The following is a 21261-nucleotide window of genomic DNA, read 5'->3' as shown; positions in this document are numbered from 1 at the left end:
CCTTTTTACTACTGTTTTTCTTTGACAGCTTTTACTTTTTCTTTGGATTCCATAAACTCTGCATAAATACTAATGTAAACACTACAAGAACTATGATAAAGATAACAGCCATTGCACTGGCATATCCTGTATTATTATACTTTACAAGTGTCTTATAAATAATAATACTAATTGTCTCCGATGAACTGTTAGGTCCACCTTCTGTCATTGCCCAGATAATGTCAAAAGTCTTTGCCGCATCTATAATTCTCACTGACAATGCTGTCAACAGAACCGGTTTAATTCCCGGTATTTTTATGTAAAAAATTTCCTGCAGCTTACTTGCTCCATCCATTCTTGCTGCTTCTGACACGCTGGTATCCAATCCCTGAAGGCCAGCCAGAATCATCAGCATCATAAACGGTGTAGTCAGCCATATATCTGCAATACAACAGGCGATCAATGACCATCGGGAATCTGCAAGCCACAAAATTTCACTTGGACTGGATAAGATCCCTATTCTGGTCAGAAACTCATTGACAATACCAAAGTTTGAACTCATCATCAATTTCCAGATAAGACCTGCAACCAGCGGTGCGATCATAAGTGGTGTCATCATTAATGAACGTACTATTTTACTGCCCTTATAATCAAGTTCAAATAATAATGCAAAAATAAATCCCAAAACTGTTTCCACAGATACCGCAATCAAAATATAAATCAATGTATTTTTCAGCTGCTTCAAAAAACCGCCAGCTGTAAATGCTTTAATATAATTATCAAATCCAATAAAAGTTCTGGCTCCTGTAATTCCAACCTTAAAGAAACTGTCAAATACCATTTTAAAAATAGGATAAATCAAAAAGGCACCCATGAAAATCGCGCCAGGAAGAAAAAACAGCAATAGTGTTTTTTTTGATATCAATTTCATAATATTTCCCGCTTTCTTATAAAAATCAAGGGCGATTTACTCCCTGCATCATACATCATAGATTAGTAAATTCATAGTTAGTGTGTTCGATGTCCAGGTAAAATCACCCTTGATTTAATTACATTTTTTATTATTTGGTAGATGTCTGCAATCTGCTTTTTCTTTATTACTTTGTCACTTTACTTCCCAATTGCCTCAATCTCTTCTTTTGCAGATTCAAGGGTTTCTTTCACATCTGCTCCACCAAGACAGGATTCTACAACACCTGTAAGAACCTCCTCTACCTGTGACCAGGTTGAAATCATAGGTCTTGGCTGAGACTGTTTTTCATTCAATGTGTCAAGAACTGCTGTTGTATGCTCATTACCAGCCTCTTTTCCAGCTTCCTCATAAACAGAAGTTCTGCCGGCAATTTTAAGGGTTCCGTTCATATAATCTGCATTATGATCGTACATATATTCTACATATTTCAGTGCCATGTCTTTATTCTCAGAATTTTTCATTACACATTCATACCATGGACCTGTGGTTGCTCCTGCTCCTGCACTGCCGGCAATCATTGGTGCACATCCCACCTTATCTGCTCCAAGTGCCTCAACAGCTGCAGGATACTGATGGCTCCAGTTTAACTGCATTGCGACTTTACCATTATTGAAAAGTTCCTGAGACTCTGTAGAAGCAGTAGCCAGAGAATCTGATGGCGTACAATCTTCATTTGCCATTTCAACCATAAAATCAAGCGCATCCACATATGGCTGATCTGTAATATTTACATTTCCATCCTTGTCATATACTAATCCATCTGCACCGGCCTGGCAGGCAAAATCAAGGAAGGAACAAACTGCGTCAGAACCACTTCCAAAAACTGTTGTTCCGTACATATCGTCTGTTTTCATTTCTTTTGCCAGTGCTTTATATTCATCCCAGGTCTTTGGCACTTTATCTTCCGGAATCAGATCTTTTCTGTAAATAAGGATCTTAGCGTTTACCCACATCGGATATCCCAGAAGATTACCATCTACTGTTCCGCTTTCTTCCAGCGTTGGAAGGAAATCACTGGTATCTGCATCTGTAATTGGTTCGATTGCATCAGCAAAAGCTGCCAGCCATACAAAATCCATGCATGAAACATCATGAGCAGCCTGTCCTGCTTTAATTTCGGTAGAAAGCTTATCATACATACCAGTATAGGCAACAGCATCAACAACAACCTTACAGCCTGTTTCTTTCTCAAAATCAGCTGCTGTATTATTGGCAAGTGCTTCTGCAGGTGAACCACTTTCTACAAGAACTGTAATACTGCTTCCATCGTCTTTTTTCTCACCTGCAAAACAGGGAACTGCCATTCCTGTAAGCATACTTCCAATCACAGTTGCTGTAATTAATGAATTAACAATCTTTTTTCTCATTTTTAATCTCCTATTCTTAAAGATTCTAAATTCCATGATATTAAATATCATGCCGTTCCATTTACATACTGCTTCAACCGCTTTAGATATTCTCCGGAGTAATCTAATTTTACGGGTTAACATTGTGAAAACAAATTTTGTTTTACAATGTGGAACGCGTTCCATATTGTTTAAAAACATCTTTGTTTTCTTCGTCTTGTTAATTTCATTATAACCTTTTTGTAATTTTTGTCAATCCGATTATGTTTTTTTTATTTTTTTCATAAATTATGCCCAAATATTTTGTGTTTATCTTTGTTTTTTATCCTTTTTTTTGTAATAAATGCACAACACATGTATGACGTCTGTTTATACTGTTGTTCCGCCTTTACGGAATTCAGGTATTAAAATACTTTTTTTATTTTTCACTTTTTTTCCATTAATTAGCTCACAAAGGCTTTTTACAGATTCCTCTGCCATTCTGTCAATGGGCTGAACAATTGTACTTATTTGCGGTTCTACCAATTCTGTAATATACGTTCCATCATAAGAAACTATTTTTACCTCTTCCGGGATTTTTTTGTGTTGCCTGAGCAATCCATTCATGCATTCAATAGCCAGTCGGTCTACACCAAACACACCATCAAATTTCAGATTTTTTTCCATAACTTCTTCTGCAACCTGATGATAATACTGAATATCCAAACGCCGCCAGTCCAGATCATAACAATAGGTTTCTATTCCCTGCTCATCCATAATTTTTTGAAATTCTGCATGACGATCATGATATAAAGACTCTTTTTCTGCTGTACTTCTGAAATGAAGTATTCTTTTGCAGCCATTACGCAGCAACACTTCTGCTGCCAGGCGTCCACCCATTTTATGGTCCACAGCTACTACCGGAATTTCTTCTCCCAGATATCTGTCAAGCGCAACAATCGGCTTATGAATTTTAGAATACTCACTTTCATCCAAAGAAGACATTCCCGCAATTATCCCATCTACAATATGTCTGTTCAGCAAATCCAGATATTCAGCTTCAGCCTTTACATCTTTCAATGTGTTGCATAACATAATTTTGAAGCCGGCTTTGCGCAGTTCCCCTTCTACACAATCAACAAACTCAGCAAAAAAAGGATTGGATACATTCGGTACAAGTACCGCAATTATACCACTTTTTTTATAATACAGATTTCTGGCAAGTTCATTCGGTGTATAATTCAATTCCTTCATAGCAGCTTCTATTTTGGCCCTCGTATCCAGAGAAACATATCCACTGTCATTAAGCATTCTTGAAACTGTTCCCACACCTACTCCTGCCATTTTTGCAACATCTTTAATCCCTGCCATTTTTTCCACACTTTCATATTATGATATTAAATTCCCAAGTTTAAAATTTGTTCGAGCGTACACGATGAGATATTTAAACTTAGAACTTGTCAAACATTAAGAAACAACGATTCAAGTAATGAATCAGCAAATTCCAAATATTTAGGATTTCATGACTTCACTTAGAAGATACCTGAAATTCATCATCTAGAGATATACCTTCTGCAAATAAATTATTTTTAATATTATCAGACCCAAAAAATCCAATACAAATACTCCAACAAATATAAATAATATACTACTAATGAGTAGTGTATTATATTTACTATATTCATTCAAGTATTTATAAAAAATTCTTATTCATTCCTGCCAAAATTCACTATTACACCTTACGTAACTAATCGGAATTCCTAGAATGTGTTTGAAAAATGCTTTCCACAAGATGTGCGTCACAATTTATGGGAGATTTTGTTCGAATAAGGGCGTCGTAGCGGGTTACGGAAACCAAATTCGGACAAAATATATCGCAAAGTGGGGCGTGCAGATTATGGGAATGATTTTTCAAACACGCTCTAGCAATTATCTTATGGCTTTTATCATGACAAATTTTACAAAATTTTTCATAAAATATCCCAACATTTATACCATCATGTTTTTTATAAAATAAGATGTACCTGGCAAGAGACAGTCAAAACCAATTGTCTCCTGTCAGGTAATTATAGCAGTCCTGGTATAGAATTTTCCCAATATGCTACTCTGCTCAATGCCTTAAGACTTCTTATGCCATTCCATTCACAGTCTTATACTTATACAGCATCTCTGCATGATTCTGCTCCTCAATCTGTATATCAGCCAACAGCTTGCGTACACCACTATCGCCAAAGGCAAATACATCATCATTGTATGTTCCTGACACCAGCTTCTCTGTACCAATACAGTCTGTTGCAAGAAACGCATCGTGTTGTTTATCTTCCGGTGAACTCATGGCTGTATAGACTGCTTTTGGCTGATAGTCTTTGCCTGATCTGTCATTGCAGTTACATTCAGGCACACTTCCGGAAAGAATCATTGACAAAGACTCATAATGCTTCTGTTCTTCCTGCTGGATATTCCGGAAAAGATTTTTAAGCTCCGGGTCCCTGGCCTGTTCTGCGTATTTTCCATACTTTTCCACACAGCTTTTCTCTTGTGTCTGAAGGTCTTCAATCACTGAACGTTCCTTTTCTTTTAAAATCATAGTCTGTTGTCTCCTTTTTTAAGAAATACTGTATTTTGTTACATGAAAATAGTATGGATAAAAAATGCTTTTTTATTCTCTGTATCATGACTTATGACAATTTCAGAGAATATTTTGTTCCAGCACCACTGTATCAGAGTGAATTTCTGTTTACTTTATGATATACTTATATGCACGATAAAACTTTTAAACTTAGAACTCGATAAACAATAAGCATAAAAATAGCGATTTGCATAGGAAATCTACTGATTTCTAAGAATACATAGGAAAATTTATAATGAAACGAATTGATTTTGAAAACGGAACTGTGACCAACAATATATTAAGCGCTGCACTTCCCATGCTGGTAGCGCAGATATTGAATCTTTTATACAACATTGTGGACCGTATCTATATCGCCAGGATCCATGATATAGGAACAACTGCACTTGGCGCTGTGGGCTTATGCTTTCCGATCATCATGATCATTACTGCTTTCAGTAATCTCTTTGGTTCCGGAGGTGCACCAATTTTCTCTATCAACCGCGGAAAAGGAGATTCCAGGACTGCTGACATGATCATGAATACTGCTTTCACCATGTTATGTGGAAGTGCTGCTGTGCTGATGCTGATCGGATTTCTTTTTGCCCGCCCCTTACTGACTCTGTTTGGTGCTTCAGATGATGCTCTGGTTTATGCGTATCCCTATCTGATGATTTACCTTCTGGGTACTCTCCCTTCCATGATAGCAACAGGAATGAATCCTTTTATCAATGCACAGGGATATGCCATTATCGGTATGCTGTCAGTAACAGTCGGTGCAGTGGCAAATATTATTCTTGATCCGATTTTTATTTTTGTTCTGGATATGGGGATTAAGGGTGCAGCGATTGCTACTGTCATCTCTCAGATTCTCTCTGCCTTGCTTGTATTTTATTTTCTTCATGGAAAATCAGAATTGAAGGTAAGATGGATTCATATAAATGAGATTTCTGAGTGCACCAGACATGCCAGGGATATCATCAGTCTGGGGTCTGCTGGATTTATCATGCAGCTGACTAACAGCCTGGTAAGTATCTGCTGCAATAATGTTCTTTCCGTGACAGGCGGTGATATTTATATCTCTGTCATGACTATTATATCCAGTGTTCGCCAGATGGTGGAGACGCCTATCCATGCGATCAATGAGGGAACCTCTCCTGTTCTCAGCTACAATTACGGAGCCAGACGTCCTGACAGGGTAAAGAAAGCAGGGGTTGTTCTGATCATTATGGTTCTGATCTATACAGGTATCATGTGGAGCGTCATTCTCATTGCCCCTGAATTTCTGATTGGAATCTTCAGTTCAGATAAATTGTTATTGAAGGATGCCGTTCCTGCGCTGAAGCTTTACTTTGCAGCCTTTATTTTTATGGATCTGCAGTATATTGGTCAGACTGTATTTAAATCATTAAATAAAAAAAAGCAGGCGATTTTTTTCTCCCTGCTTCGTAAAGTATTTATTGTGGTTCCGCTGACTTATTTCCTGCCCTATGGATTACATATGGGCACAGATGGCGTGTTTATGGCTGAACCGGTATCCAATGTGATCGGTGGTTCTCTGTGTTTTATTACCATGCTGATTACCATATTGCCTGAATTAAACAAAATGGGAACTACATATTTCCCAGAATAATATTAATCAGGTTCTTATCCAACATGATCGTGCGATTCCATGGGTTAAGGATGATTCCCTCAATCTCATTTACCTGTAATGCTGAATTGAAAAGCTGATCTATGTCTGTCAGAAAAGTGGATTGTACGCTTCCGCCGCCTTTCAGTTCTTCCTCAAAGCCGGTAAATGCTGCCCACCAGACTTTTCCATCTCCGGTTTTCACTGTGCCGATCCGGAGCTGGTTGTCTCCTGTGGGCGGTTCTACTGAAAGGATAAACTGGCCGTTTTCTCTCATTCGTCTACGGATTACAGTCAGTGTATGTGCCAGCATTTCCTGAGTGGCTTCCTGCTGCAGAGCAGCGATTGCCTGCTCTATTTTTTCATTTCCCTGAAGACCTTTATCCTGATTTACATTCTTATTATCGCTCATATTCATATTAATATCTCTTTTATGCCTTTCATCGTTTTATTTCCAGTGTATTTTCTAAATTTTTCAGCTTTTTGATGGCTTTCTCAGGATCTCATGCGGTGCCTCTATCTCATTTGCCAGCGTATGTTCTGTCAGCTCTGATAACAGTTTCAGCTTCTTATTGAGCAGAGGCCGCATACAGTTCGGAACATGTTCCTGGTGTGCTCTGTGGATTGCCACACATTCCTTGCAGTTTCCGTGATAACGACAGGCTTTCTGGCAGGAACAGTGATCCTTCTCCTTGTATTCTTCACGAAATTCTGCCGCGAATTCCTCCTGCAGACGCAGCCCCTCTGCACGGTTTCCTTTATGAAACTCAGCCATTGCGTCTAATTCCTTCTGATTTCCTTCAATCTTCATATGTTGAATTTCCTTTCCCAGCCTTCATTACGGATTTTCTGCTTTACTTAATATCTCTTTTTGCGTTCTCTGCTCTTGTTCTTAATTTTTAATCCTGTTTATATTTCACAGCAGTTCCATATGCAATAACTTCTGCTGCCCCTGACATTACCTGGGAGGAGCCGTATTTTACACCGATCACAGCATCTGCATTCATCTCTTTAGCTTCATCCACCATTCGCTTGGTGGCAATCTGTCTTGCCTCATTGAGCATTTCCGTATAGCCTGTGATCTCTCCGCCTACCAGAGTCTTCATCCCTGCCATAAAATCTTTTCCTACATTTTTTGTCTGTACAACTGTTCCCTTTACAATTCCCAGTGCCTCAAACTCTACACCCGGAATATATTCAATACTTAGAAGCTTCATCCTCTTCTCCTCCTTCAATCTCTTTCATGCGTCCTGCAAGTGCTGCCAGAATTCCTCCGATGATCACAACCGGTATGGCGATCAGAAATATCAGCAGTCCGGTCGGTATGGGATCTTGTGTATTTGCCCACAGCATAAGCCCTATGGTAAATCCCATAAGCAAGATCATAACTACTGCTCCAATGATCGCTCCTGTCCTTCTTTTCTTACGGATATCTGTTTTCTTTATATCCATAAACCTTGCACCCTCTTTCTCCATCTGCTCGATTTCTTCCAGACAGTTCTCGGCATTCAAGGTATCCAGAGACTGATGCTCTGCGATCAGGCGCTGGCACATTTCCTGCATTTTCACAAGGCCCTCCCTGCGGCGTTCCAGTTCTCCCAGGTGCTGTTCCAGACAGACCTGCAGGCTTTTCCTTTTTTCAAAAAGAGCTCTCATCTCTTCTATGGAAATATCCATCTTCCGGAATAATTTGATTTCCTGAAGTCTGGCAATGTCTGCCCTATGATATTCCCGGTATCCGTTCTCTGCACGCTCCACATTCAGGAGGCCCTGCTCTTCATAAAAACGGATATTCTTTCTGGTGATGCCTACCAGCTCTTCCACCTGTTTGATCTTCATACTGCTACCTCTTGCTTTCCTGACAGCAGATATAGCTGATCCGCTGCTCTACTGCCCTGTCTGTGCTTCCTTTATACTGCTTCCACAAGGAGGAAGGTCAAGTATTTTTTGAAAGAAATTGAAAAAAATATAGCTTCCGGCAGGGGGAATCTTTTAAGCTCCTGTACGGTCTGAACCTCTCATAATTGTGATCAGAGAGCTGAGCAGCAATAACATGGGATAAAATAATTTCGGCATGATCTGAAATGCAGAAATCTCACCACCCAGCTCATTCACTGCTGAGATTGCAACCAGCATCTGTGCACCATATGGAATCACTCCCTGAAAAACACAGGAAAAAGTATCCAGTATGGAAGCTGTCTTTCTCGGTGTAATCCCATACTCTTCTGCCATTTCCTTTGCGATAGGGTTTGCCATTACGATCGCCACTGTATTATTGGCAGTGGCAATATCCATAGTTCCTACCAGAAGTCCCATTCCAAGCTGTCCGCCTTTCTTTCCGCGGAAAATTTTATGGATCCAGCCAAGAAGTGCATCGAATCCACCATACTCACGTATCAGCGCACACATGGCAGCTACCAGAATCGCCACCATACAGGTCTCAAACATTCCGGATACACCGGATCCCATATTTTTCAGGATCTCTACAGGTGTGGTATGTCCTCCGATCAGCATAATAAATGCTCCGGATACGATTCCTGTCAGCAATACCACAAACACGTTGATTCCAACAATTCCTCCGATCAATACCAGCACATACGGTATTACCTGAGTCAGATGATAGGGCTGGATCACACGGCCCTGGATTTCTGTCTGAAATGACAGGATCAGGATTAAGATCAGTGTGGCAACGGCTGCCGGAAGAGCGATCCAGAAGTTCTCCCTGAATTTGTCTTTCATCTCACATCCCTGACCATTACATGCAGCAATCGTCGTATCTGAAATAAAAGAAAGATTGTCCCCAAACATGGCTCCTCCCATAACAGAAGCCACACAAAATGCCAGATCAAATCCTGATGCTGTGGAAACTGCTGCTGCAATCGGTGTCAGAAGGGTAATGGTTCCCACAGAGGTTCCCATAGCCACAGACACAAAACAGGCAACTATAAACAGCACAGACACTGAAAATCTGGCAGGTATCAGACTCAGCATACAATATGCAACACTCTCAGCACTGCTTCTTCCCACAACTCCTACAAAAGATCCGGCTGCAAGGAAGATCAGAAGCATAGTGATGATATTTTTGTCCCCCACTCCCTGTGCCATGATTTCCAGTTTCTTATCAAAATCCAGTGCTCTGTTCTGCAGACAGGCAACCAGGATTGCAGCAAGAAATGCTACTACAATAGGCACATTATAAAATCCCATGGGGATTTCCATCACATACTCAAACAAAATGCCCAGTCCAAGGTATAATACAAGAAATACACCAATTGGAAGCAGGGCAATTCCTTTTCCTTTTTTCATCTTTTATCCTCTTTCTACCATAATCTCTTTATGGTTAGGTTATATAATTACCTTGCTATTTTATCATACCCACAGCTTTCCTGCCATAATATTTCTCACAGTTTTGGCTGATAGCGCATATCCGATACATTGTAAACCGTCACAAAAGCCTTTGGATCTTCATGATTGATGTAAGCCATCAGCTTCTGATATTCTGTTTTGTCTACTATCGTGATGATCTCATTGCGTTTCTTCATATTATAGGCACCTGTCGCTTCATAGATCGTCGCTCCGCTGTGCAGATCTTCGATAATGAATTTACGCAGTTCTTCCTCTTTCTGAGTGATGACGCAGACACGACGTTTAATATTATGGTCAAAGATAAAGTGATCCAGAACTATTCCATTAAAGTATGTTCCCAGAATACTCAGCACCACTGTTTTCTTATCATATACAAGCGCTGCGGAAAGAGCCACACACATACCGGAAAGAGACATTGCTTTTCCCAGTTCCATGTGGAGATATTTGTTCATGATCTTTGCCACAATATCCAGTCCGCCAGAGGATGCATTTCTGTTAAAAAGAATGCTCAGTCCTACGCTGACCACCAGGATATAGCACAGCACATCCAGCTCCTGACTGTTGGTCATAGAGCCAAAATCCGGAAATACTTTCTCAAATAATCCGAGAAATAAAGGCAAAACGATGCTGGTGTAAACCGTTTTTACGCCAAATTCGCGTCCGCAGGTGATGAAGCCAATGATCAGAAGTACCACATTCAAAATCATGGTGATTGCAGACAATGATAAAGGTACAAAGTTTGATAACACGATACCAAGACCGGAGATACTGCTTACAGAGGTATGGCTCGGCACCAGGAAGAAATAAACTGCTGCCGCAATGATCGCTACCGCACCTGTCAGGATCAGCGCTTCCTTTATGATATCTGCATAATTTAGTTGTTTTTTCATAGTTAGGTTTCCTGTCTTTCTTTCCATATTCTTGTTCTATTGTAACATATGGGAAGAGAATGTCCATCAGCAATTACAAAAAGAGGCTGCCTTCCATGACAACCCCTTTGTAAATCCTTATAACCTATAGGACTGCTATAAAATTCGCTTTCATATTTTAGATCGTGTTTGAAAAATACTCTAATATTTTATCCTAACGGCTCTATATGTTCTTCAGATAAATAAGCCTTCTGTTCTTCCTCCGGAGCTTCCCAGATTGTTGTTGTAGTTCCATCCTTATCTACATATACTTCTTTTATCTCATCTTTCTTCAAAATATCATGAATATGATCATATGGATAAAAAATACAGCTTACATATTTTTCCCACAAACTCTGTTCAAAATGGATAGTCATTACGCCTGTTTCCCTGTCTAAGGATGTTCTCCAGCGATAATTTCCTTTTATATTTGTTCTATATGTTACTTCATCTTTATTATCCTCAATAATAGTTATCCCTGCATCTTTGTAGCTGATATATGTGACATGTTTATTCATGAACGTGAACACTGCCACAAAGCAAATTACGGTTGCTGCTATGGAAAGCAGGATTGTTTTTATCTTTCTTTTCTTTAAAAATTTCCTGAAGCTTTTCAAGTCATTTGCTTCATTGCTGTTTTCTTTTGTCTGTGCAGAGATTTTCATATCATTTTCAAGGTCTGCCTTTGTCTCATGATATACCCGCTGGCAGATTTCGCAGTTTTGCAGATGTTCTTCTACAAGTTCTTTTGTGTCATCACTTACCACATCATCAATGTATAATGGCAGAATATCCTGGATCACGTTGCAGTTTATTTTTTCCATATTACTTTTCCTCCTGACTTATCTGTGCTCTTATCATCTGGCGTGCACGATGGCAGGTTACTCTTGCCCACCCTGCACTTTTCTGATAGCATTTTCCGATCTGCTCAAAGGAGAGCTCACCATATATCCGCAGGTGAAATACTTCCCTGTAGGGTTCCGGTATCAGTTCTGCATAGCGTTTGAGATTCCGAACTGTCTCATCCTGCACGATCTGATCCAGTACGGCCGGGGATGTATCCTGCATGGAATCCTGCATTATTTCTGAAAATTCTTCGCCTACATAGATTTTATTTCGTCTGCAATAGCGGAAATATGTATTCTTCGCAATTACAAATAGCCATGCGCGGATATCCTTCCGGCCATCAAATTTCTCAATATTATTCATTGCCTTCAGGAATGTTTCCTGGGTGATCTCCTCTGCCAGACTTTCATTTTCGGAAAGTGCCCGGATATAGAGAAAGACATCATGGAAATACTTCCGGTAGATTGTTTCGATTTCTGATTTCTCCATTCCTGCTCCTTGTATTTTTTATTATCCTACTGCATCTTTCGGGATTTTTAATAGCCCGGTCTTCTTCCATTGAATGTCTGAACATGGTCCTGATTTTGTTTCATCTGCATTGAATATTCCAAAATATCGTTTCATGATGATCCTCCTGTCTGCTGTATCATTATTTTATCTGATGTCTTTCTATATAATTAAGTCACAGACAGAAGAAACGTTACAAAAAATAAAAAAGAATCCCCTGCAGTTTGCTTTTCGCAGTCTCTGCAAAGGACTTACCTGATTTAGTTAAAACAACAGCTCCATCTGATCCCCCACTTCAATTCTCGCAGTGACAAGTTCATCCGGTTCTTTCCCTCTTTTGTGTTCGGCTTTCAGGTACTGGGTACCGCCTCTCAGACTTGTAGCGATCAGATTCAGCACATATATATTGTCAAAACGATTATAGATGGACTCGCCACCTGAGTTTCTGGAAACCTCTTTCCATGTAATCGGATATTCCCTCTGGGCTTCGATATCATCCATGGTACAGTTCTCTTCCCGCAGAGACTGCTCCATAATATAAAGCATTACTACAAAAATAAGATTCATCTGTTCATCAAATTTCAGAAAGCCAAACTGTTTCCAAGATGTCTTCTGAATACTGTTTTGGATAAGAACACCGTACAGGCCTACATTTTTCATTCGTTTTGGAAAGTTTTTCAGAAATTCGTATTGCAAAGCTGCTTCCCTTGATTAAATATGGTTTTTACCCTATTGTTTCTATAGTATAAATTTGCGTAACTGCACAAATCCTGTATCAGAAATCTGTAGTATTTAAAATTTCCTGAGGAACATATTTATCCGCTTCTATATATCCCCTCCAAGGGATCGGCTACAGTGTATTCAGCCGATTATCTGCAGTATAGCCTTCAGAAGATCTCCCTGAAGATAATAGGTCGTCTCAAAATGAAGGTATGATAACGATACTTTATCCCACAACAGTAAGATCTTTGGCGGGAATTCTTCATCTCCATCCCAGAACTGAAGCAACACAGAGAACTCCGGAAGAACCGGCATTTCAAATGTCAGATCTGCCCCTGCCAGACGTTTCGTCTGCTTTCCTCCCAGACAGATACAGGCCTGCTTTACCTCTTCCACTTTGCCGGAAAATGCTCTTGCATACTTTTCCACAAAGGGATCTGTTGACGGACTGCTCCCGGCAGTTACAAACCTGCCCACAGGCTGCCACTGCCCGGTAAGAGGAGACAGTATCTCCTGCCCGGAACAGCAGAGAAAATCATAGATTGTCATAACAACTGTATATTCTCTGCAGTCCGTCCATTCTTCGCCTGTGGCATATTCAATAGCACCGTTTCTGCGATTGATCCGATATTCTGTTCCAATATATTTCAAATACAGATATTCTTCATCGTGTTTTAAACCATATTTCTTTATCAGCTTATCCTGATCATATTTTAAAAACAACTCTCTTCCTATATATACCTGTTTTTCATAATTATCCATAATATACTTTATTCCATTTCTTATTTTAATCGAATCAAGTAAGTCCCCTGCGGAGGTTGCGAAAAGCAATTATTCGTTATACCAGACATAAATACAGGAAATATGCAACATAACACAACAACATAACCACACCACAGGGTTTTCTTAATTCTTTATGTCTGAATGTACCAATCCAGAGTATTGCTCCACACAGAACTGCAATTACAGTATCAATAATAAATTTGCTCTCAAACGGCACAGTACAGATGAGTGCTGTTGTACCGATAACAAACAAAATATTAAAAATATTGCTTCCGACTATATTTCCAATGGCAATTCCTGTATTTCCTCTTCTGGCAGCTGTTACTGATGTGACAAGTTCCGGAAGAGATGTTCCCAGTGCAACAATTGTCAGCCCGATAAATCTCTCACTCATGCCAAAATAACGGGCAATCTCCGTTGCTCCGCTGACTGCAAAATCACTGCCCTTTACGACCAGAATTCCACCGATCACCATCAGGAGCATACATTTCCATACCGGATTATCCTTTGCTTCTGCTTCTTCCTGATTGCTCCCTTTCTTTGCCATCACAAACAGATATCCCAGATATATCAGAAACAGTATCCAGAAAATCACACCTTCAATAAAAGTCACCTCTGAACCTGTGATACCAAAGATCAGCAAAACAATTGTTATCACTGTCATAAACGGAATTTCGTAAAGAAGCGTGGATTTTTGAATCGCTACATTCGTAATTACTGCTGTGATTCCCAGGATGATCAGAATATTCAGGATATTACTTCCGACTACATTTCCAATGGTAATACCTGCATTCTTATTTATTGCAGCAGTAATACTGACTGCTGCCTCCGGCATGCTGGTTCCCATTGCTACAATGGTTAATCCAATGATCAACTGTGGAATTCCCAGCTTTTTCGCAATACTGGCTGCACCCTCTACAAACCAGTCTGCACCTTTCACCAGAAACAAAAAACCTGCCAGCAAAATAATAACCTGTAAAAACATCATTTCTACCTCTCTTTCTTTTATTACGTACTCTCAAAATCAAATATAAAAAGATTCCGGAATACATTTATTTTGCAGTAGGTATAAAAAAAGAGACTCCTACTGCATTCACAGTAAAAGTCTCGCAATTTCATCACTTTCCGAGTTATATGTTTCAATAACTGTCCTGACGAAGAAGTGAACCGAATCTACTCGGCAAGCTACTCCCTTTTTACAGATATATTCTAACAAACTGGCTCTTAAAAATCAATTATTTTTTATCATAAGATTCTCCATAATCCATAATATGTTACTGTTCACACACCACTATCCCGCGAGGTGTTTTGGCATGAATATGCCAAAATCCCGAGACATACAAGCCAAAATTCTATTGCCGCAGGCAATCTGGAATGAATTTTGGCTACGTTACTGAGAACGGAGTGAACAGTAATGTAGCCTCTCCTCTGTGTCAGAATCTGCATCAGAAATCTGCAGTATTTAAAATTTTCTGAGGGATATATCTGTCCTTATCCAGAACAGCTTCCATTTTTTTTTGACCATTATTTCATCAAAACAGGAGAAAAATTGTGTACTGATATTTCTATTCTGATGCTCCTTTGTCTCCGGAAGTTCAGTTATCTGTTCTGCTTTTCCAAGCATAGCCTGATATGCCGGCACAAAAGGAAGGATTTTCCATCTGCTGCGAAATTTTTCTGCCAGATTTTCGTATATACCGATGCCCTCATAATCCAGATCCCCGAAATAATAAATTGTATTCTTCGGATGTTTCATATAGGGTTCCGCACACAGATCAAAATCCTGAAAAGAACGGATAATGCCCTTTCCTGCACCATAAATCAGGGTTCCGATTTCTGCACCAAAAATTTCCGTATGTCCATTCAGCAGGTAATTGCGCATACTGAAAAAAGGATCTTTATTTTCCAGAATCAGGAAGCAGCTTATCTTACAGTAAGATATTCCACTGCAAAAATCGCCAGCACGCCTACCAGCACACTAAGTAATACATAACACAGAGCTATTCCCATATGTCCGTCCCGGATCAAATCCGAAGATTCCAGTGCAAAGGTTGAGAATGTGGTAAATCCACCGCAGACTCCCACCTTCAGAAACAAAATCATCCTTGGCGGAACAGACAATTTCGCCGCCAGTACTGTGATTGCTCCGATCACAATACATCCAATCACATTGATACAAAAGGTTTTTACCGGAAAAATCATGGTTTCTCCTGTGGGAATCAGCCCGATCAGGTACCGCAATACTGCTCCTGCAAAACCACCCAGCCCTACTGCCAAACAATTCATCATTTTATCTCTCCAAAATCATCCGCTTCGCTACGCGGCTCTATACCGAATAACTGCTTCGCAGTTTATTCGGTTAATATAAATTTACTTGCTTATCTACGAGTTTTTCCCCTTCATACTGCAATTTTAAAGAAAAAAATCGCTCATCTCCTGAAAGAAGCAAATCCAGAAAAACTCTGTCACCTTCCCATGTGGGAAGTGTCGGCACAACAGCTTTATCTATCCAGTAAAGTTCTCCTTCATTGCATTCTGTTAATTCACCGATATATTCGTTGGCTGTAAATACACACATAAGCTCCGGTTCACATTTATCGCTTATAAATGTAACCAGACCTCGAAGTTTATATGACGTCAGAGTTAATCCTGTTTCTTCTTTTACCTCACGCAAAAGACATTCCTCCGGGGATTCCTGGCCCTCTGCATGTCCGCCAACTCCAATCCACTTTCCCTCATTTATATCATTATGCTTTTTTACCCTGTGAAGCATCAGATATTTGCCATTATTTTCTATATAGCATAAAGTCGTTATTGTCATTCTTACACTTCCCTAAACAAAATTACCATACCAAATGTTCTGAGTACCGGGCAACGACACATCCCTGTTGCCAGACAAAACAAACTACTGCAGTGCGGCACGCTTTACCTGGGTCAGTGCCTTCGACACCGCAGGTACTGAAATGATGATTACCGTGATAATGCCCTCTGCCAGCAGATAGCTATAATTGTATAAGATCGGATATACGGCTGTCAGAGATTTCGGGAAATTGTCCGGCATATAGCTCATCCAATAAAGATAACCGCCCAGAGAATGAAAAGCTCCTCTGGCAATTACAGCTATTATGTATCCTTTCAGAAGTCCATGACTCTGTTTTGCAAATAATCCTGCCAGGCCAAGTGCTGCAAATGCAAGTATGTAATCACAGCATACCTGAAAAAATGAAAGTATATAAGGCTCCTGGATAAACTGCAGGATTCCGTAAGCAAACCCAGCCATAATACCTGTTCCAACCCCATACCAGTTTGCGATCAGAACAATAAAAAGCATACTGCAAAGAGTGACGCTTCCTCCCCACGGCAGTTTGAAGATTTTCAGATAAGACGTAATAAAAGCAAGTGCAATAGCTACGGCACAGAATACCAATTGTCTTGTGGTAAGCTTTTTCTTGTCTGAACTCTTCCCTGCAAAATAAATCGCCAGGAAAAACAAAATGATTCCGGCAATAACTGTAATCACATATCCGGCAGTTGTAAGTCCGCCATCAGCAGTTACCATAAAACCAAACATGAAATGACCTCCCTCTTGTTATTGATTTTTGTGTAATTGATTTTATCTGTTGTTCAGATACTAATTTATTATAAGGATTTTATCATTCTTCGTCAATTATTCGTCGCTTACGTTTTCAATTTATTCGCTATTCTTTACAGCCTTATTTTAATCTTCTGTTCAACAGAAAAACCCCGGAAACCTTACGGTTCCGGGGTATCTTACGTTTGGACACAATGTGCCTTGCGGTACTCAATTTATTTTATATAGACCGCAGTGCTAACCTCGATTTCGCTTCGCTACATCTCGGTCTGGGCGTTCGCCCTATAAATTCTCCGACTAATGTCCTTGTGTGAGCAAACTCCCACCGGACATTACTCTGAGAATTTGCACTGCTCATTGCTTGTCGAATATTATTCGATAACTGTAGCAACACGTCCTGATCCAACAGTACGTCCACCTTCACGTTTGTGAGGTTCTTAAAATTCCATTATTTTCTGTGATTTCCGTGTCCATATTTTCTTGTGTTGTGGATTTTCCAGGCTATATTCCTATTCTCTTCATTTTTTAGTATCAAAATGGTATCACAGCCAGATTTTCATGAGCTGTCAACTTTCCGGTTGCAGATTCCTATCCTGACTGTTATAATCAAAACATGGGTGCTATCATAACGGTAGGCGGTTAGTCCTTCAGCAGAGGGACTGTGACCCTCTGATTACATAGAAACTCGAAAGAGAATCCACTGGAAAGGAGGGCTAAGCCAATGAGTATTGTGGACTTTATTGCAGTCGTGAGCTTCGGTATCACCTGCTTTTGTGCCGGATACACATTCGGCAAAGATAATAACAAAACACAAAAATAACCGCCCCAGCCTCGCAAACTGAACGGTTATTTTTAATCAATTAAGTATGTGGACTAACCGTCTATCGGTAGCACTCTTTTTCTATAATCATATTAGCACGCATGTGTGAAAATGTCAAAAATTTTCTTCATTCTTGGTTATTAATCTCCTTGATCAACTGTACTGCCTTCTCTGCATCATCGGTTTTCACAAATATATCCACACCATATATTCCAAATCCTGGTGCCCCATGCATTGCAACATTCGCACCTGCTTCCTGAGAAAAAGCTACTATTCCATTTTGCTTTAACATTTCTACAAGTTGTTCTGTCTCTACTATATTCTGTGCATTATAAATTTTTGTCCATTCTGCCTTAGATAGAGAAGTTTCCTTTTTCTCCTGAACATTTGACGAATTCTGGTTTCTTTTTCGATTAATAAATGCCAAGAGCCTAAGAATAATAAATGCCACAATAATAATACCAATCAGAAATCCCAATGCTAATCGTGTTACCTGTGTTTCTGTAGCTCCCATTCTAAATAAACATATGCCATAGATGACTGTAAAAATTCCTGCACATATCACACTGGTGAGAAAATCTCGCCATATAGTAGCACTTTTTGGCAAACATTTATCCCATATTCCATTATACACCATAATAGAGGCGTACAGGATTCCTCCTACCAAAGCAGTTGCTGTCTCTCCTAAAACCAAGCGAATATCCACAGTTAATAACATCTGAATAATAATCGCTAACACACTAATCACAAACATTGATGCAAATGCAAGATTTCCAGCCTTTAATGCTTTTTGTTTCACCCATCCTTCATACACCGCAACTTTGTCCAGTGTTTCTTTCATCTCTTTATTCATAGTCTGGCTCCTTTCTCCATCCAGGAGCTCTCTCATCTCAACATCGTAATATTCAGCAAGTTGAACAAGTATACTGAGATCTGGCATATTTATTCCTGTTTCCCATCTGGAAACTGTTCTTGCAGATACCTCAAACTTCTCGGCAAGCTGCTCTTGCGTAAGATTCTTTTCTTTACGACATTGCTTTAAAAAAGCTCCAATCTTTTTTGTGTCCATGTCTCTACCTCTCTTCCACTTACAGCTTACCAATATGTACCCAAATTACCACGACATAAAACGAGAATCCGCTAATTTTCAACCGGACATCGTATGTCTAAAACAAATAAACGGTATTTTCACCCCAAAAGCATTCTATTCCTCTATAAATTAACCTTCTCTTTTATGTCTATCCATAAGCAGCAGAATAAACATAACAAACCATATCACCCATGCAATTAAACAACCGATTCCTATATGCCAAATATCTATAATCATCCCAGCAATAAAAGGAATTGACATAAACATCATTCTCTTCCCATATGCCTTACACATAGCATTTTCATCATATTTTTTTCGTTCTTCTGCTGATTTCATATTATAACCAGACAAGAATTTGGATGCTTGTCCTTTTGACCTATAAAACCATATTCCAAATAAAAGCATAATCACTGCCATTGCAAAGTCAAAAATAATATAGAACATATAATGCTTCCTTTCAGTCGATTCCACAAACTTGAAGTTATTGATCTTCTGAATCCAATCCAAGTTCTTTCAACTCTTTTTCGTTTTGGATATCTTCATCAGTTTTCTTTCCAGTGATAGCACTGTAGGCTTCTTTGATTCCATTCTTCACTGCCCATTTGATAACGAAATACAGTGCAATCAAAATAACAATTGCGGTTCCACCGCTTATACCTAATTCATTCCACATAATTCAATCCTCCAACTTCCGATTTTCATTTCCGCCAATTGGAAATTAGCTATTTTTTCATTCCTTGCTTTGTAAAATGTTTATGCAACAAAAATTCTGTCGGAATAATTGTAAGCACCATAATTCCTAATTGTAAAAACACCAAATAAACAGAAATCATTTCAAAGTTTGTATCATCTTTCGTTAAAATCAAAATAAAAATCGATAGTATCACCAGGATGATTCCTAAAACAAAGTTTATCCAGCCCCAACACCTGTGTGCATATCTCCATGTTTCATCATTCATCCTTGACATAGTAGTTCGATATCCCGAACTCCCCTGCCGATCTTTAGGAGGCTTATCTTTCCACGTATATCCCAATATAATCATAGATAACGGTACTAAAAGTGAACACGCAGATAAAAATATAAACATTACAGAGATCTCCTCTCAACTTCTGATTAATTTGCTCTAAAGACTAAAGTTGTCATCAAATAAACCCTACCCATATTCCAACCGCTATAAGTATCATGCCTAGTATTCTTCCAATAAATCTCGCCTTTTTATTTCCAAATAAAGCAGTTGTTTCTGAAGTAGTAAATGGAAGCAAAACAACAGTGACCCCCATTACTATAATTCCACTTCCAATCATGCAATTGCGGCTTGACACAACACCATAAAACATAGCTAAAAACCCTAAAATAATGCCCGAAATGAAATACTTAATTTTATGTCTATCTTTTTCAATTATCTTTCTATAGCTGTTTTCGCACTCACTGCTACAAAATTCCAAATTACTATCTAATTCTTTGCCACAATATCTACATTTTTTCATAGTAACTTCCTCGATAATTTTCAAAATTTTATCCAAAAGCTCTCGATTTGTCTTTACTTTATTCTACCATAGTTCATTTTAAAATACTATTCCAATACACACAAAACAGAAAAAAGCGATCCTTTTCGACCGCCTATTTCCACCTACATATATATCGTATTTTTCACTACAATTTCTTCTGCACTGGATTTTATATTAATCATTAATCTAACCCACTTCATCTGATCCTGTGCCTTTAATTCTTCCGTCGCACCCTGTTTTTTCACCATCTGTTCCATAAGTATTTCCACCTGCTTTCTGGCTTCCTGATCAATCTGATTCAGGTGTTCCGTCAGCTTTCCAGTCAATAGCAAGTATTGATATTTTGCTGATCTGTGTTCCTTCAGGAACTGTTTTCGCAACATTCCATATTTTCCATATATCGGTTCTTCTTCATTCAACAGCAAAGATTTCATCAAATATCCATATTTTAATATAGAATTATTTTTCATAATTTTTATGTTTCCAGGCAACAGAAAAACCCCGGAAACCTTGCGGTTCCGGGGTATCTTACGTTTGGACACAATGTACCTTACGGTACTCAATATATATAATTTAAGATGTTATGCTAAAATTATTCGATAACT

The 21261-nt window shown here is 39.1% G+C and carries 26 protein-coding genes and 2 pseudogenes; 2 read left to right on the top strand and 26 right to left on the bottom strand.

Annotated elements, in window-relative coordinates:
- Positions 1 to 31: 31 nt before the first annotated feature.
- The 4 genes from I4V44_RS02810 to I4V44_RS18070 form a co-directional block, all read right to left on the bottom strand.
- Positions 32 to 910, bottom strand: coding sequence for a carbohydrate ABC transporter permease (locus I4V44_RS02810; protein WP_118340273.1), 879 nt, complete (start codon positions 908 to 910; stop codon positions 32 to 34).
- 179 nt (positions 911 to 1089) lie between these two features.
- Positions 1090 to 2319 (bottom strand): ABC transporter substrate-binding protein, encoded by a 1230-nt coding sequence (locus tag I4V44_RS02805; RefSeq protein ID WP_118610867.1) that lies wholly within the window; start codon positions 2317 to 2319, stop codon positions 1090 to 1092.
- Between the two features lie 348 nt (positions 2320 to 2667).
- Positions 2668 to 3648, bottom strand: a complete 981-nt coding sequence (locus I4V44_RS02800; protein ID WP_118330553.1) for a LacI family DNA-binding transcriptional regulator — start codon at positions 3646 to 3648, stop codon at positions 2668 to 2670.
- Between the two features lie 376 nt (positions 3649 to 4024).
- Positions 4025 to 4135 carry a DUF6783 domain-containing protein gene (locus I4V44_RS18070; protein ID WP_334291942.1) on the bottom strand — a complete coding sequence of 37 codons (111 nt, stop codon included), beginning with the start codon at positions 4133 to 4135 and terminating at the stop codon, positions 4025 to 4027.
- On the opposite strand from I4V44_RS18070, the pseudogene I4V44_RS18065 reads away from it, so the two are divergent.
- Positions 4109 to 4294 (top strand): annotated as a pseudogene (locus I4V44_RS18065) (DUF6783 domain-containing protein); the annotation flags it as partial. The gene I4V44_RS18070 and the pseudogene I4V44_RS18065 sit on opposite strands and share 27 nt — an antisense overlap.
- 111 nt (positions 4295 to 4405) lie before the next feature.
- Here I4V44_RS18065 and I4V44_RS02795 read toward each other — a convergent pair.
- The gene (locus tag I4V44_RS02795) at positions 4406 to 4864 is read right to left on the bottom strand and encodes a ferritin-like domain-containing protein (protein WP_019163044.1); all 459 of its coding nucleotides are present in this window, start codon (positions 4862 to 4864) and stop codon (positions 4406 to 4408) included.
- A gap of 277 nt (positions 4865 to 5141) precedes the next feature.
- On the opposite strand from I4V44_RS02795, the gene I4V44_RS02790 reads away from it, so the two are divergent.
- Positions 5142 to 6518 carry an MATE family efflux transporter gene (locus I4V44_RS02790; protein ID WP_154779525.1) on the top strand — a complete coding sequence of 459 codons (1377 nt, stop codon included), beginning with the start codon at positions 5142 to 5144 and terminating at the stop codon, positions 6516 to 6518.
- Here I4V44_RS02790 and I4V44_RS02785 read toward each other — a convergent pair.
- From I4V44_RS02785 to I4V44_RS02685, 21 genes and pseudogenes are all read right to left on the bottom strand, one after another.
- Positions 6499 to 6927: an SseB family protein gene (locus I4V44_RS02785; protein WP_118509181.1), complete on the bottom strand. Its 429-nt coding sequence runs from the start codon at positions 6925 to 6927 to the stop codon at positions 6499 to 6501. The genes I4V44_RS02790 and I4V44_RS02785 overlap by 20 nt on opposite strands.
- 63 nt (positions 6928 to 6990) lie before the next feature.
- Entirely contained in the window at positions 6991 to 7326 is a 336-nt protein-coding gene (locus I4V44_RS02780) for a hypothetical protein (protein ID WP_019163047.1), read from the bottom strand.
- 88 nt (positions 7327 to 7414) lie between these two features.
- Entirely contained in the window at positions 7415 to 7732 is a 318-nt protein-coding gene (locus I4V44_RS02775) for a YbjQ family protein (protein WP_019163048.1), read from the bottom strand.
- Complete coding sequence (locus I4V44_RS02770; protein ID WP_008705113.1) at positions 7713 to 8354, bottom strand: MerR family transcriptional regulator; 642 nt, start codon at positions 8352 to 8354, stop codon at positions 7713 to 7715. Before I4V44_RS02770 ends, I4V44_RS02775 begins: the two co-directional genes overlap by 20 nt.
- 153 nt (positions 8355 to 8507) lie before the next feature.
- A complete protein-coding gene (locus I4V44_RS02765) occupies positions 8508 to 9821 on the bottom strand; it encodes a Na+/H+ antiporter NhaC family protein (RefSeq protein WP_025580253.1) in 1314 nt (437 codons plus the stop codon).
- A gap of 95 nt (positions 9822 to 9916) precedes the next feature.
- Positions 9917 to 10771, bottom strand: coding sequence for a YitT family protein (locus I4V44_RS02760; RefSeq protein ID WP_025580251.1), 855 nt, complete (start codon positions 10769 to 10771; stop codon positions 9917 to 9919).
- Positions 10772 to 10959: 188 nt separating this feature from the next.
- Positions 10960 to 11613 (bottom strand): zf-HC2 domain-containing protein, encoded by a 654-nt coding sequence (locus I4V44_RS02755; RefSeq protein WP_196002289.1) that lies wholly within the window; start codon positions 11611 to 11613, stop codon positions 10960 to 10962.
- A gap of 1 nt (position 11614) precedes the next feature.
- Positions 11615 to 12124, bottom strand: coding sequence for an RNA polymerase sigma factor (locus I4V44_RS02750; RefSeq protein ID WP_025580248.1), 510 nt, complete (start codon positions 12122 to 12124; stop codon positions 11615 to 11617).
- Between the two features lie 501 nt (positions 12125 to 12625).
- Positions 12626 to 12838: pseudogene (locus tag I4V44_RS18060) on the bottom strand (hypothetical protein); the annotation flags it as partial.
- Between the two features lie 165 nt (positions 12839 to 13003).
- Positions 13004 to 13624 (bottom strand): DUF3786 domain-containing protein, encoded by a 621-nt coding sequence (locus I4V44_RS02740; RefSeq protein ID WP_196002288.1) that lies wholly within the window; start codon positions 13622 to 13624, stop codon positions 13004 to 13006.
- Positions 13625 to 13700: 76 nt separating this feature from the next.
- On the bottom strand, positions 13701 to 14630 hold the full coding sequence (locus tag I4V44_RS02735; protein WP_420314753.1) for a calcium/sodium antiporter: 930 nt from the start codon (positions 14628 to 14630) through the stop codon (positions 13701 to 13703).
- 477 nt (positions 14631 to 15107) lie between these two features.
- Positions 15108 to 15527: a hypothetical protein gene (locus I4V44_RS02730; RefSeq protein ID WP_182447809.1), complete on the bottom strand. Its 420-nt coding sequence runs from the start codon at positions 15525 to 15527 to the stop codon at positions 15108 to 15110.
- A 41-nt stretch (positions 15528 to 15568) separates the two neighbouring features.
- Complete coding sequence (gene crcB / locus I4V44_RS02725; protein ID WP_008705128.1) at positions 15569 to 15934, bottom strand: fluoride efflux transporter CrcB; 366 nt, start codon at positions 15932 to 15934, stop codon at positions 15569 to 15571.
- A gap of 70 nt (positions 15935 to 16004) precedes the next feature.
- On the bottom strand, positions 16005 to 16466 hold the full coding sequence (locus tag I4V44_RS02720) for an NUDIX hydrolase (protein ID WP_025580147.1): 462 nt from the start codon (positions 16464 to 16466) through the stop codon (positions 16005 to 16007).
- A gap of 84 nt (positions 16467 to 16550) precedes the next feature.
- Complete coding sequence (locus I4V44_RS02715) at positions 16551 to 17216, bottom strand: energy-coupled thiamine transporter ThiT (RefSeq protein ID WP_196002286.1); 666 nt, start codon at positions 17214 to 17216, stop codon at positions 16551 to 16553.
- Positions 17217 to 18184: 968 nt separating this feature from the next.
- Positions 18185 to 19126 carry a helix-turn-helix domain-containing protein gene (locus tag I4V44_RS02710; RefSeq protein WP_025580140.1) on the bottom strand — a complete coding sequence of 314 codons (942 nt, stop codon included), beginning with the start codon at positions 19124 to 19126 and terminating at the stop codon, positions 18185 to 18187.
- 150 nt (positions 19127 to 19276) lie between these two features.
- Positions 19277 to 19591 carry a DUF3784 domain-containing protein gene (locus tag I4V44_RS02705; protein ID WP_019163087.1) on the bottom strand — a complete coding sequence of 105 codons (315 nt, stop codon included), beginning with the start codon at positions 19589 to 19591 and terminating at the stop codon, positions 19277 to 19279.
- A 37-nt stretch (positions 19592 to 19628) separates the two neighbouring features.
- The gene (locus I4V44_RS02700) at positions 19629 to 19820 is read right to left on the bottom strand and encodes a DUF6019 family protein (protein ID WP_008705135.1); all 192 of its coding nucleotides are present in this window, start codon (positions 19818 to 19820) and stop codon (positions 19629 to 19631) included.
- 49 nt (positions 19821 to 19869) lie between these two features.
- A complete protein-coding gene (locus tag I4V44_RS02695) occupies positions 19870 to 20235 on the bottom strand; it encodes an SdpI family protein (RefSeq protein ID WP_019163088.1) in 366 nt (121 codons plus the stop codon).
- A gap of 55 nt (positions 20236 to 20290) precedes the next feature.
- Positions 20291 to 20635, bottom strand: coding sequence for a DUF2116 family Zn-ribbon domain-containing protein (locus tag I4V44_RS02690; protein ID WP_019163089.1), 345 nt, complete (start codon positions 20633 to 20635; stop codon positions 20291 to 20293).
- Between the two features lie 143 nt (positions 20636 to 20778).
- A complete protein-coding gene (locus tag I4V44_RS02685; protein WP_044951535.1) occupies positions 20779 to 21126 on the bottom strand; it encodes a TnpV protein in 348 nt (115 codons plus the stop codon).
- Positions 21127 to 21261 lie beyond the last annotated feature (135 nt).

Source organism: Blautia sp. 1001283B150304_161114_C9, from assembly GCF_015668165.1.
Lineage (GTDB): Bacteria > Bacillota > Clostridia > Lachnospirales > Lachnospiraceae > Blautia_A > Blautia_A wexlerae.
Note: the sequence above shows the minus strand (reverse complement) of the source record. Positions and strands in the feature narration are given on the sequence as shown.

Coding starts and splice junctions, on each gene's coding strand:
- I4V44_RS02810 (WP_118340273.1), bottom strand. CDS start 910: ATGAAATTGATATCAAAAAAAACACTATTGCTGTTTTTTCTTCCTGGC.
- I4V44_RS02805 (WP_118610867.1), bottom strand. CDS start 2,319: ATGAGAAAAAAGATTGTTAATTCATTAATTACAGCAACTGTGATTGGA.
- I4V44_RS02800 (WP_118330553.1), bottom strand. CDS start 3,648: ATGGCAGGGATTAAAGATGTTGCAAAAATGGCAGGAGTAGGTGTGGGA.
- I4V44_RS02795 (WP_019163044.1), bottom strand. CDS start 4,864: ATGATTTTAAAAGAAAAGGAACGTTCAGTGATTGAAGACCTTCAGACA.
- I4V44_RS02790 (WP_154779525.1), top strand. CDS start 5,142: ATGAAACGAATTGATTTTGAAAACGGAACTGTGACCAACAATATATTA.
- I4V44_RS02785 (WP_118509181.1), bottom strand. CDS start 6,927: ATGAGCGATAATAAGAATGTAAATCAGGATAAAGGTCTTCAGGGAAAT.
- I4V44_RS02780 (WP_019163047.1), bottom strand. CDS start 7,326: ATGAAGATTGAAGGAAATCAGAAGGAATTAGACGCAATGGCTGAGTTT.
- I4V44_RS02775 (WP_019163048.1), bottom strand. CDS start 7,732: ATGAAGCTTCTAAGTATTGAATATATTCCGGGTGTAGAGTTTGAGGCA.
- I4V44_RS02770 (WP_008705113.1), bottom strand. CDS start 8,354: ATGAAGATCAAACAGGTGGAAGAGCTGGTAGGCATCACCAGAAAGAAT.
- I4V44_RS02765 (WP_025580253.1), bottom strand. CDS start 9,821: ATGAAAAAAGGAAAAGGAATTGCCCTGCTTCCAATTGGTGTATTTCTT.
- I4V44_RS02760 (WP_025580251.1), bottom strand. CDS start 10,771: ATGAAAAAACAACTAAATTATGCAGATATCATAAAGGAAGCGCTGATC.
- I4V44_RS02755 (WP_196002289.1), bottom strand. CDS start 11,613: ATGGAAAAAATAAACTGCAACGTGATCCAGGATATTCTGCCATTATAC.
- I4V44_RS02750 (WP_025580248.1), bottom strand. CDS start 12,124: ATGGAGAAATCAGAAATCGAAACAATCTACCGGAAGTATTTCCATGAT.
- I4V44_RS02740 (WP_196002288.1), bottom strand. CDS start 13,624: ATGGATAATTATGAAAAACAGGTATATATAGGAAGAGAGTTGTTTTTA.
- I4V44_RS02735 (WP_420314753.1), bottom strand. CDS start 14,630: ATGTTTTTACAGGTTATTATTTTGCTGGCAGGTTTTTTGTTTCTGGTG.
- I4V44_RS02730 (WP_182447809.1), bottom strand. CDS start 15,527: ATGCGCAATTACCTGCTGAATGGACATACGGAAATTTTTGGTGCAGAA.
- crcB (WP_008705128.1), bottom strand. CDS start 15,934: ATGATGAATTGTTTGGCAGTAGGGCTGGGTGGTTTTGCAGGAGCAGTA.
- I4V44_RS02720 (WP_025580147.1), bottom strand. CDS start 16,466: ATGACAATAACGACTTTATGCTATATAGAAAATAATGGCAAATATCTG.
- I4V44_RS02715 (WP_196002286.1), bottom strand. CDS start 17,216: ATGTTTGGTTTTATGGTAACTGCTGATGGCGGACTTACAACTGCCGGA.
- I4V44_RS02710 (WP_025580140.1), bottom strand. CDS start 19,126: ATGGACACAAAAAAGATTGGAGCTTTTTTAAAGCAATGTCGTAAAGAA.
- I4V44_RS02705 (WP_019163087.1), bottom strand. CDS start 19,591: ATGTTCTATATTATTTTTGACTTTGCAATGGCAGTGATTATGCTTTTA.
- I4V44_RS02700 (WP_008705135.1), bottom strand. CDS start 19,820: ATGTGGAATGAATTAGGTATAAGCGGTGGAACCGCAATTGTTATTTTG.
- I4V44_RS02695 (WP_019163088.1), bottom strand. CDS start 20,235: ATGTTTATATTTTTATCTGCGTGTTCACTTTTAGTACCGTTATCTATG.
- I4V44_RS02690 (WP_019163089.1), bottom strand. CDS start 20,635: ATGAAAAAATGTAGATATTGTGGCAAAGAATTAGATAGTAATTTGGAA.
- I4V44_RS02685 (WP_044951535.1), bottom strand. CDS start 21,126: ATGAAAAATAATTCTATATTAAAATATGGATATTTGATGAAATCTTTG.